Genomic DNA, 10,832 nt, shown 5'->3' on the forward strand with positions numbered 1-10,832 from the left:
GCTACGCGGGGACACCGGGGCTGAACCGGTTCGCCCCGACGACTACAACGTCAGACTCTAGCCCGAGGGACTACTGGCGCCGATGAAACTATCCGAACAGGGACGCTGCAGCGCCGTCAAAACGACAGGCCGTCAAGCCCCAACTCTTCCGCCGATCGACGTTGCCGATCATCGATGCGCGCGCGATGGAACCTCGGTACCTAGCCCCGGAAATGCCTGCTGAGCAATACCGGAAGCCGGACGGGCACTAGAGACTGCACGAACCACCGGAAGGAGGCCCGCCGTCCCAGACTCGGGCCTCCTTTGCGCCACCTTGGTGTGATCACCCCTCAAAGGTAGTCCGTCGCCCTTCGAGCCTTGACCCGTCTGGCAAGAGCGGAGCCGGGCCTTCACGCAGACTCGCTGGTCGCACCGTCTTGTTCGAGATGCTGCCCGCTGTTGATGGGCCCGCCGTACCTTCTACGTGCCAGGAGGATGAGGATGGTTGCAAGAAGCAGGAGGGCCGCGAGTACTGCTGGAAGAACCCAGGGCTCGAATTGGGGGGAAGGCGTAGCCGGGGCGGAGGCGCCGGGATTATCCGGGAAAGTGAGCGTGGCCTCCGTGGACGCTTTGGTGGTGCCGCTGCTTAAGTCCAGGTGCGCGGTCCACGGCCCGTCCGGCAGACCCTTGGCAAGGACGAGGATGACTGTCCCGCTCTGCCCTGGGCGCAGTGTCACAGCCTTTTCCGTGGCGTAAGGTCCCCCGCTGAGGCCGCCGGGACCGGACGTAAGGGCCAGCTCTCCGGTGATGTCCAGCGCTCGGCCACCGGTGTTGCTGACCTGGGCCGTGACCGTGGGACGCCCGCCAGTGTCCCGGTTGCCCGTTAGTGAGCCGATGCGCATCGCGGAAGCGGGTTCACCTCCTGGCCCGACGGAAAGGTAAATCCGGATCCCGACCCGGTTGACGACCGTGACCGCGCCGGGGGAGCCTGACCGCACTTCCGCCCAGACCACCCCATAGCGTTCCCCGGAGGGCGCGTCAGGCGGGACGGCGATGGTGACGCTGACCGGGACTGCCTGCCCGCTGGACAGGTCAAGCGAGCTCTGGTCAACATTGGTCCACCGCGTGAGCTCGTCGCCATCGCGTCCGGAGGCCGGCACGAAGGCGCCTCGATCCACGGACGCCGTCCCTTCATACACCGAGACCGCCTCGGACGATGGAGTCGTGTTGGATATTTCGATCCTGCGCCGGATCGTCGTCCCTGGAGCGAGGTGATCCACGATGTAAGTGCGGGCACGGGGATCATCTGCTCTGGCCACCGGAACGTCGAGCAACCTGACGCCGATCGCGCCGTCCTGAGACTGCGCAGGGGCTGCCTGGGCTGCCGCCGGGACCAGGGCCCCGGAAAGCGGCAGAAGCAGGAGCAACAGTGCGCGCAGAATCCTGCGGCGCACGCTCAGGAAACGGAGTGGGTGATCGTGCCGGTGTAGTGGCCTGCGATGGCCTGCGCCGGGATGCTGACCACGACCGTTGGATTCCATGTCGCAGAGTTGTTTCCTGTCGCAGCCGACGCCGAGAATGCGGTGATTCCCGTGGACGTCAGGGCAGCCGGTACCGCGGGGGAGATCTGTCCCGGGAGGAATGTTGCCAGACCGCTCGTCGCTGTCGCGGTGCCTGACGCATAGGTCACCGTCGTGATCGGTGCGGCCTGGCCTACGTCTGCGTTGGTGAATCCGGCCGAGGACACGGTCGCCGTCCAGCTGGCGCCGAGCTGGGCACGACTATCGGTCACCGTGACGTTCCCCAGTTGGGCAGTCAGCGTCCCGGCAGCGGCACCGGTCCCCAGATCCTTCGTGGCCGGCGCGGAAACGCTCAGCGCACCCCCGCTGACCTGAAAGGTGGTGGTTGTGTCGGCTGCCTCCGCCGGACCTGCCGGCGACACCAGCAAAGCTGTCAAGGCCAGCATGGCGACAGCGCCCGCGACGGACAGTTTTCTTGCAGTCTTCATCGTTCCCCCAATGAACCAATGGTCTCTTCTGTGGACCCGCGTGGACCAGATGCTACAGATCCGGCAGAAATCATGTCAACGGGATTCCGCTGTCCGGAACTCGTGTCCGCGAGGAATTCCCGGACGCGGCTCGCCTGGACGCCACCCTTCGGAAGAACACTGATCATCATGCCGTTGCCCGTGTAGATGCCCGCATGCGTGATACCGGCTCCGAAAAAGACGAAATCGCCTGGTTGCGCCTGTGCGTACGGAACCTTGTTCGGGCAGTTGTTGAACTGGCTGCCGGCCGGAGCTGGGACGGAACGTCCGGCTGCGGTGAAGGCAAACTGGACCAGACCGGAGCAGTCGAAGGAGTTCGGACCTTTTGCGCCCCAGACATCGGGTGCGTGCATTTTCGCGGTCGCGGCTGAGCCCGGAAACCCTATCCGGCGCCACCCTTTCGTCACAGGAATGCCGTCAAGGAAGAACGGTAAGCCGTGGAGAATCCCTACAACGAGGCCGACCGGTCTGTCCCTCGAAGGGGCGTTAAGTTCCTCCCCTGACTCTTCGATGCGGATCGCCCGATGCTGCCGGGCACCTGTCCCAGGAGTGTCTCTGCCGACGCCGGCTGGCTCATCGATCGACCGGTGCTAGCATCCGAGCAGGATATGCACCCTGAACGATAGGCGCTGCCCGGAGCCGGATCGATGAGGCCCGAACAGTCCACCGCAGGGGGTCAGCTGTCCGCCTTCGTTTCGGCTGCGGACACGTCGGCTCCCGTCCTTGATGATGTAACCCATCCAGGCACCTGGGCGGCCGGCATGGGGTGGTGCCAGAAGTAGCCTTGGGCTTTGGGGACGCCGAGGCGGATGAGTTCGTCCCGTTGCGCCCGGGTTTCGACGCCTTCGGCGATGACGTCGAGACCGTAGCTGCGCGCCGTTCCCAGGATGAGTTCAATGAGCGTGGCGCCGTGGGGGTCCTTGCCGAGCTCTTCGATGAAGGTGCGGTCTATTTTGAGGACCCGGGCAAACAGCCATTTCAGGTAACTCAAGGAGGAGTAGCCGGTTCCGAAGTCATCGATCGAGAGCCGGACGCCTTGGGCATGCAGGGCGCGGAGCGTGTCCATGGGCAATTGATTCTGTTCCATAAGCACGCTCTCGGTGATTTCCAGGCTGAGAGCTAGAGGGTCGATGCCGCTGCCGGTAATGGCTCGGTCGACTACATCGAGGAAGTCCGCGTCCAGGAGCTGGCGGACGGAAATGTTCACGGCGATGGACAGGTCTTCTGCGCCGGGGACCGTTTCGCGCCAGTGCTGGGCCTGCGTCAACGCCTGGTTCATGACCCAGGCTCCAATGGGCACGATCAGGCCCGTCTCCTCGGCGACCGGAATGAAGATGTCAGGGGCGATCATGCCGTGGGAGGGATGGGTCCAGCGAAGGAGTGCTTCGAAGCCGACGGTGTTGCCGCCGGGGAGCTCGATGATGGGCTGGTACTCCAGGTGCATCTGGCCATGTTCCAGGGCCGTCCGGAGTCCGGATTCCAGATCCAGGCGCGCCACCGCCTGCTCCGGGTCGTTGGCCGGCTCCAGGTCGTAGACCTCGGTGCGGTCACCCCCGGCGGTTTTGGCCGCGTACATGGCTGCGTCTGCGCCGCTCAGCAGGGACTCGGCGGTGTCATCTTGCCCGGCGGCGGCGACGCCGATACTCACGTTTAGATAGATCTTCCGTCCGTCCAGATCGAATCCGTCCCTGGTGGAGGCCCGGATGCGTTCGGCCATTGCGGCGCCCTCGCCGGGGCCGAGGTCCTCGCAGACGACGACGAACTCATCCCCGCCGAAGCGGCCCACCGTGTCGGCTTCGCGGACGGTCTCGCGGATCCGCTCGCCAAGTTGGATCAGTACCGCGTCACCGGCGCCGTGGCCGATGCCGTCGTTGACCAGTTTGAACCGGTCCACGTCCACGAACATGACCACCACCTGCGACCTTCTGCGGTCCAGAAGGTCCTGGAGGATCTTCGTGAGCAGAAACCTGTTCGGCAGACCGGTCAGGCCGTCGTGGAAGGCCTGGTGTTCGAGGATTTCCTGCGCACGTTTGCGCTCGGTGGTGTCCATGACGGTGACCAGGAGGCGTGAGGGGCGCCCGTCCGGGGCCTGGGCAACCCGGGCCCGCGCATGCAGCCAGCGGACCGTGCCTTTCTTGGTGAGGACGCGGAACTCGTATTCGACGTACCGCTCACCCTCGTCGAGCCTGCGAAAGACGTCCCCGAGCAAGTCTCGGTCATCCGGGTGGGCAAGGGAGAGAATCCTTTCCATGGAGGGCTGTTCGTCCGGTGCTCCGCCGATGAGCCGGGCGTATTCCTCTGAATGCCACCAGCAACCGGTGGCGTAGTCGTACTCGATGCTCCCGACGTGGGCGATTTCCTGGGCTGCGATCAGCCGTTCTCGCTCCTTGTCGGCATCGGACTGGAGCCGTTTGAGCTCGGTGATGTCCCTGGCGATGACGGAGCCGCCGACTCGCCGGCCGTCGTCGTCGAAGACCGGCGAGACGGTCAAGGACACGTCAATGGTGTTTCCGTCTTTGCGTTTCCACCGGGCTTCGACGCCGGTGGCGAATCCTGAAGTCTGCAGGTGTTCGAGGACTTCATCTTTGAAACCCTTATCCGTGCGGGTGGTCAGCAGCCGGTAGTCGCGGCCCAACGCCTCGGCGGCCCGCCAACCGAACATCCTGACAGCACCGGCATTCCAGCTCGTGACGGTGCCGTCCAGGTCAGCTCCGATAATCGCATCGCCGGACGATTCGACCAGCGCCGACATACGCCGCAGGCGCGCCTCGGCGTGTTTGCGTTCGGAGATGTCCTTGGACACCGCCACCACCGCCACGGGTACCGGATGGGTGCCACGGACCGGAGCGACCGTTACATGGATGGGGAATTTCCTGCCCTCACGGTCACGCATCCAGAACTCGCCCGCCCACGTCCGTCCCGACGTGAGCGTGTCCGCGATTTCCTTACCGGTCGCCTTCGGCCCGGCAATAATGGACAGCTCCGTGATCATCCGGCCCTGCACTTCAGCTGCAGCGTAACCGTACAGACGCTCCGACGCACGGTTCCAATACGTAACACGCCAGTCCCGATCCAAGGCGATCACGGACTGACCAATCTCCTCCAGCAGAAGCGACTGCATCAGCAAATCGTCGTAATCTTCTGCGGTCATGGGGCCCCCTCGCCGTCTCCCGTACAACCAGAACGTCCGGAACAGGAATTTTCCCAGCAGGCTACGTCCAGACACTGCCTACGGGCAATAGCCCGGTCCGGGCGTTGCGCAGATCGACGCCGGCAATCGAGTTCCTCATCGGGAGCGGGATAGCCGCGTCTTCCTTCTATCGTTGGCACGACATTTTTGGTTCACTAGCGAGAACAAGGATGGCAACCAGCTCAGGAGGCTCCGTGGCAGCAATTGAAGCCGACTACCTGGTAGTTGGGAGCGGTGCGGCGGGGATGGCGTTTGCCGACGTGCTGCTCCACGAGACAGACCACACGATGGTCACAGTCGATCGCCACCATGCTCCTGGCGGGCACTGGAACGATGCCTATCCGTTCGTGCGATTGCACCAGCCGTCGGCCACCTACGGTGTGTGAATTCACGTGATCTGGGCAGCGGCGCGCGCGACGGGACAGCGCTCAATCTGGGCCTGTGCGAACGCGCGAGTAGCGCCTCAATCCTCTACTACTACGAGGAATTGATGCGCGACTTTGTCGACTCAGGCCGGCTCCGGTGCTTCCCGATGTGCGAATACGAGGGCGACTACGTGGAGCGTCATCGATTCACCTCGCTCACGGGCGGTGAGATCCTCGAAGTGCACGTGAGGGACAAGGTTGTCGATACCTCGTATCTGAACACGGCTGTGCCTTCCACGCATCCGCCCAAATATCGGGTGGCTGCGGGTGCGTAGAGTGCGTGCCGCCCAATAATCTGCCGCACGTGAAGCGGCCGCCTGCAGTCTACGTCGTCATCGGGGCCGGTAAGACCGGTATAGATGCGTGCCTCTGGTTGCTGCAGAACCAGGTGTCGCCGGACGACATCTGCTGGATCGTGCCGCGCGACCCGTGGCTTCAGAACCGCGCGAACGTACAGCCCGGCGAGGAGTTCTTTGAGCGATCGTTCGGCGCGTTCGCGATCCAGGCCGAGATCGCTGCGGCTGCGGAGACGATCGATGCACTGTTCGCACAACTGGAAGCCACGGGACAACTGTTGCGGCTGGACACCGGCGTCACACCCACCATGTATCACGGGGCCATAGTCTCCTTGGCGGAGCTCGACGCGCTGAGGCAGATCCAGAACGTCGTTCGCATGGGCAGGATCCAACGTATCGAACGCGACCGGATCCTCCTGGAACGCGGGACAGTGGAGTCGTCAACAGAACGTCTGTACGTGGACTGCTCAGCCAGTGCGGTCGAGAGACGGCCGGCGACTCCGATCTTCACTGGCCGGAAGATCACCGTACAGATGGTACGCGCGCTCCAGCCGACGTTCAGCAGCGCCTTCATCGCCCATATCGAGGCCTCGATCGACGGCGAGGCCGAGAAGAACGAGCTCTGCACACCCATACCGATGTCGGATGCTCCGCATGACTGGCTCAACATGATGCTGATGAATCTGACCAACCAAGACCGTTGGAGGCGCGATCCCCAGCTCAGGGACTGGATCACGCGCTCCAGGCTCGACAGGTTCTCCGATTTGGCCCACAAGGTTACGCCGCGTGGTGAGGCCGCCCCGCCTGTTGCGTCCCACCCGGGCACATCGTGAATAGTAAGTAGGCTGAGTGTTTTCGCCCGAGAGCCCGTCAGAAATCAAGTATCTGGCACTCGTGCCACTACCTACCCGCGGGCCGTTGACTCTAAGTAAGAACCTTGGTGCCTGTGGGGAGGACATGGGATGGACGCTGGAGTACCGTCGCGGCAGGTTCCGTTGACTTTGCGGCAGGCAGCCAAACGGGAAGGAATGGACGTGATGTCCTTTAAGGCCTTGGCAGACGTGAACAACGGTACTTCGGCTGATTTACGCCTGTCTGGGAACCGTGGCGCAGCCCGGTACGACCCGGTTCGGCTCGGCAACTGGCTCTGCAGCCGAGAAAGACCTGAGAAATCTCCGGTGACCGTTCAGGTCAGGGCCATCTGGGAGGGCGCTCAGTGGTCGGCGAGCGATATTGAAAGGTCCATGAGTGTCGCTGGGCCTCGCCTGATGGCTGCGCAACGGTCCTTGGCGGATTGGCTCGCTAACGTTCTGCGGCTTGGAGCGGACCAGATATTCTTCGACGTCGTCTATGAGGCGGTCTGCCCTGGCATGCTCGCATGGGGGCAGGCCGAGTCCTTAAATGTCCGGGCCGATGGGCTGTTGAATGAGGCCGGGCGGCTTCGCGTGGAAGCGATCCTTGGACTGGTGGGTGAAGGCATGACCCCTGCGGAAATCGCCGAGGTATTCGGAGTGTCCTACCAGCGCGTCCAGCAGATCCTGGCCGGTGCAAGGGATGAAGGATCCGAGAACTCCGACACCGGTGCCGGACAAAGGGCCCCAGCCCAACCGGCGCGGCATCGGTGAGGGGCACCGAAGGAGACGACGCGGCCCGGCAGTGGGCCGCGGCCGAACGTGTCGCGAAGGGCTTGCCGTCGGGGATGTGGTCGCCACCCAGAAACGAGGCGTGGACCCTCGTCGCTGTAGTGGTCCTGGTTGTTGCGGCGATAAGTGGTGTCACCGCGCTCCTTCTGCTCCAGCCGCTGTTCAGGGATGTCATTGTAGTGCCCGGATGGCTGAAAACGGCAGGCGTCATTGTTGAGTGTGCCGGGATACTCCTCGACGTCATCGTTTGGTTTCATGCCGGACGAACCGGCGAAAAGCCCAACAGCCAGGGCTTGGTTGTGGCTCAGCTGTCCCTCACGCAGCGGCGGCGCGTCGCGAACCAGATCAAAGGCCGGGAGCCGGTCCACCCTGAAGAGTTGAACGTCGTGCTGGGGGCCGCCCGGCAGACTCTCGCTGTCCAGCGGTTCTCATTGCGGCTGCTGCCGGGATACTTCTTGTTGGCCTTGGGAAATCTGATGATGTGGACCGACTTGGGACCCGCGATGGTGCTGTACGCCTTCACGATGATCCCTTTCTTGGTGGCGGTTCCCATTGGACTAAGAAGATTGCGGCAGACTAGGGCCTTTCTCGCGTACGCCGGCCTTGACGCCCTAAATACGAAGTGAATCAGCCTCTCGGGAGTGTGCGGCTTGAACAACGAGTAAGCGCCGGAAATCGGGCGAGAACACCCACACATCGGGGTATACGCGAATCACAGGCTCCAGCATCTGCATGGGATTTCTCGGCGGGGGAGCGGGTCGGCGGGGGAGCGGGCCGAGGTTATCGCGGTGGTGGACCGGCTGGCGGGCACCCAGATGGGCCTGCCTAAGAGCCGCTCATACTCCCGGGCCCCTATGCCGGTCCGCTTAAGGACAGCCGCCGACTGGTCATTTGCTCTGGCCAGGTGTCAGACTGGGTCTCATGTTTCGCAGACCTCGTGACGCCGACATATCTAGGCGGCAGTGACCTACCCGTAATCCCGTGGGGATGGGCGCTGCCGCAGAATGTAGGAGCGTCACATGTCCCGTACCGAGAAGACCCAGCCGTTTCGTATCCGCCTGTGGGACGGCACTTTGCACCGCGTCGCTGTCCACGATCACCGGGACGGTATCTGCGACCTCCCCGCCACCGTCCACGAGGACCTGGAGCAGGTCGAGGACACTGTTGGCTCCATGGCTCGGGGATCCTGCCACTGGGAATTCCAGTACACCGGAACGAGGACTTGCTGCTGCCCGCTGTGCCGTGACGCAGACGGTCTGCGCTATGAGCGCCGGGCAGACCGTCACCGGAACCGCCGCGAACTGGCCGAGCTGCTGAAGCTGACCCGCCATGGCCGGCGCGAACTTGACTGAAGGACTGGTCTGGAAGCCGGGGCTCCGTCCTTCGAAGCGTGCCAACATCGTCTGCTACGGAACGCCGACGGTCAAGGGTCCCCGCGCTGGCAAATGTATCCAGACATGACCTCGGGCCCGCACGCGCGTCACCTTCCCTCACACAAGTAAAGGGGAGGGCGGGCCCGGACCTCTGTCGCGGCAGGATGGCAGCCCTTACTCTTTGGTCAAAGGCAATCGACGGAGGGGCGGCATTGGGGAGAACTGTTAAGGAACTGGGGTCGCTCCCGCTGCCGCTGCGGGTGGCATGGGTGACGTGCGCCGTCCTCATTCTGCTCACCGTCCTGAGCTCACTTGCGCTGCCGCGCGATGTGGCGAAAGCGGTCCTTCCGTACGCCTTCGGGTTGATTGGCCTTGCCGCGTTCCTTGAAGGCATGATTCTGGTCACCGATCATCGCGGTTCCTTATCTAGGGTTGCCAAGCTCTCAACGATTGGCATCGGGTCGCTGCTACCCGTTTTTCTTCGCGTGTATGGCGCCCTCTCAATGGTCTTCGGCGCCATCTTTGTCGCGGTGTCCGTTTTTGTCCTGGTTTTCGTGCACCCGTTATGAACACCTCGCAGCAAGAAACGCCGTTGATGTATTTGGGCCCCGTTTGTAGCGGGCCCGGCGCATGCAATAGATTCGCGAGCAGTTGCGCTGTTCCTAAGCGGGACTGGCTAGTGGCAGATTTGGCGAGGTGATTCGATGGCTCCCGGGGTATTGTTCGGGCTCGTGATGGGCGGCGCGGGCCTGTTTAGCTGGGCTATCGCACGGCCGTTGGCGCGTCGCGCTGCCAAGATCCGGACGTGGGTTTCGGCGACTGCCGATGTCGTGTGGTGGACACAGCGAGGTACCACGCAGGTCCGTGTCATGGCGGCCTGTTGGATTGTCATCGGATTCCTGATCGCGGTTCTCTCCCTGACAGCAGGCCTGTAGGGGCCGCTCCCGGTGTTGGCCATGCGGGCCGAGCTCAAGAGGGCACCTCGGTCACCGAACCGGGCAGCCGGCTAGCACTGCACGAAAGCCGTGCCAGATGACATGCGGACCGGCGGCGAGGGGCGCCAGTGGAGGTGGGCTCTTCCTGTTCTCCGCCGGCATTCCCTTGGCGGCCGCTCGTGCCCAACGGGGTCAGCGGGGCATAGGATCGTGATGAATTGCCGCAACGCGGCACGACTTGACGAACCCAGGGGCCCTCGCAACGGTCACCGGCGTCCTGGTCGGCGGCGCATTCGCCATTGTCTCCTACCGGCATATCTCTCAGGCCAGAGCCCGCGATAAGGTCAGCGACATGGACACCGTCCCGGGGAAGCCTGCCGACAATGAGCAGTACAGAGAAGTCATTGGATTCAACAATCAACGTTTCAACGCCACGGTGCCTTTGATTGAGCTTGTGGCCACGAGGGAGCGGCTGGAGTTCCGGGCAAGGTTTGGTTTTGGTCGGTTCGCGGGACCGTGGCGAGTTGAGCGATCTCAGGTCGAAAGAGTCTTCAGAGCCCATGGGCTGTTTTCCGACGGCATCGCCATCCAGGGTGACAAACATCTGGACTGGACCATCTACTCATTCCACCCGGAGGTAGTGCTTCTCTCGCTTGAGGAGCTCGGCTATCCGGTCAACTGGCTTGACCGCTACTGAGGCACACACCCGCCGAGCCAACCCGGTCGAGTCTCACAGACTCTAGCTTGGTGCTACGTGCTCTCAACAACCCAAAACCAGCCAAATACTGGCCAAAAGTGTCTCACCAAGTCTGTCTCACTTGTGCTGTCTCACAATGCCTCGAAGCAAAAGGGACTGCCCCCGGTTTTGTTGACTCCTTGACCTAGCGAGCTTGTGCTCGTGGAAGGATGTTGACCATGCCCACAGCTTATGGGGCGGAGTTCCG

General features: G+C 63.1%; 13 protein-coding genes. 9 read left to right on the forward strand and 4 right to left on the reverse strand.

Annotated features, from left to right (window positions below; genetic code table 11):
• Positions 1-389: 389 nt before the first annotated feature.
• From AB0323_RS12415 to AB0323_RS12430, 4 genes are all read right to left on the reverse strand, one after another.
• Positions 390-1,433, reverse strand: a complete 1,044-nt coding sequence (locus AB0323_RS12415; RefSeq protein ID WP_366177586.1) for a hypothetical protein — start codon at positions 1,431-1,433, stop codon at positions 390-392.
• Between the two features lie 2 nt (positions 1,434-1,435).
• Positions 1,436-1,987 (reverse strand): hypothetical protein, encoded by a 552-nt coding sequence (locus tag AB0323_RS12420; RefSeq protein ID WP_366177587.1) that lies wholly within the window; start codon positions 1,985-1,987, stop codon positions 1,436-1,438.
• Positions 1,984-2,379, reverse strand: a complete 396-nt coding sequence (locus AB0323_RS12425; RefSeq protein ID WP_366177588.1) for an NlpC/P60 family protein — start codon at positions 2,377-2,379, stop codon at positions 1,984-1,986. Before AB0323_RS12425 ends, AB0323_RS12420 begins: the two co-directional genes overlap by 4 nt.
• 323 nt (positions 2,380-2,702) lie before the next feature.
• Complete coding sequence (locus AB0323_RS12430) at positions 2,703-5,177, reverse strand: EAL domain-containing protein (protein WP_366177589.1); 2,475 nt, start codon at positions 5,175-5,177, stop codon at positions 2,703-2,705.
• 233 nt (positions 5,178-5,410) lie between these two features.
• On the opposite strand from AB0323_RS12430, the gene AB0323_RS12435 reads away from it, so the two are divergent.
• The 9 genes from AB0323_RS12435 (at position 5,411) to AB0323_RS12475 (ending at position 10,585) form a co-directional block, all read left to right on the forward strand.
• Positions 5,411-5,602, forward strand: coding sequence for an NAD(P)-binding protein (locus AB0323_RS12435; protein ID WP_366177590.1), 192 nt, complete (start codon positions 5,411-5,413; stop codon positions 5,600-5,602).
• Positions 5,599-5,916 carry a hypothetical protein gene (locus AB0323_RS12440; RefSeq protein WP_366177591.1) on the forward strand — a complete coding sequence of 106 codons (318 nt, stop codon included), beginning with the start codon at positions 5,599-5,601 and terminating at the stop codon, positions 5,914-5,916. Before AB0323_RS12435 ends, AB0323_RS12440 begins: the two co-directional genes overlap by 4 nt.
• Before the next feature lie 29 nt (positions 5,917-5,945).
• Positions 5,946-6,770 carry a hypothetical protein gene (locus tag AB0323_RS12445; RefSeq protein WP_366177592.1) on the forward strand — a complete coding sequence of 275 codons (825 nt, stop codon included), beginning with the start codon at positions 5,946-5,948 and terminating at the stop codon, positions 6,768-6,770.
• Between the two features lie 411 nt (positions 6,771-7,181).
• The gene (locus AB0323_RS12450) at positions 7,182-7,562 is read left to right on the forward strand and encodes a helix-turn-helix domain-containing protein (protein WP_366177593.1); all 381 of its coding nucleotides are present in this window, start codon (positions 7,182-7,184) and stop codon (positions 7,560-7,562) included.
• Complete coding sequence (locus AB0323_RS12455; RefSeq protein ID WP_366177594.1) at positions 7,559-8,206, forward strand: hypothetical protein; 648 nt, start codon at positions 7,559-7,561, stop codon at positions 8,204-8,206. The genes AB0323_RS12450 and AB0323_RS12455 overlap by 4 nt, the downstream gene beginning before the upstream one ends.
• A 393-nt stretch (positions 8,207-8,599) precedes the next feature.
• Positions 8,600-8,932 carry a hypothetical protein gene (locus AB0323_RS12460; RefSeq protein ID WP_366177595.1) on the forward strand — a complete coding sequence of 111 codons (333 nt, stop codon included), beginning with the start codon at positions 8,600-8,602 and terminating at the stop codon, positions 8,930-8,932.
• A gap of 233 nt (positions 8,933-9,165) precedes the next feature.
• Positions 9,166-9,522 (forward strand): hypothetical protein, encoded by a 357-nt coding sequence (locus AB0323_RS12465; protein WP_366177596.1) that lies wholly within the window; start codon positions 9,166-9,168, stop codon positions 9,520-9,522.
• Between the two features lie 135 nt (positions 9,523-9,657).
• Positions 9,658-9,888, forward strand: a complete 231-nt coding sequence (locus AB0323_RS12470; RefSeq protein ID WP_366177597.1) for a hypothetical protein — start codon at positions 9,658-9,660, stop codon at positions 9,886-9,888.
• Between the two features lie 238 nt (positions 9,889-10,126).
• Positions 10,127-10,585 (forward strand): hypothetical protein, encoded by a 459-nt coding sequence (locus AB0323_RS12475; RefSeq protein WP_366177598.1) that lies wholly within the window; start codon positions 10,127-10,129, stop codon positions 10,583-10,585.
• Positions 10,586-10,832: the final 247 nt, after the last annotated feature.

Source organism: Arthrobacter sp. NPDC080031 (assembly GCF_040702485.1).
Lineage (GTDB): Bacteria > Actinomycetota > Actinomycetes > Actinomycetales > Micrococcaceae > Arthrobacter.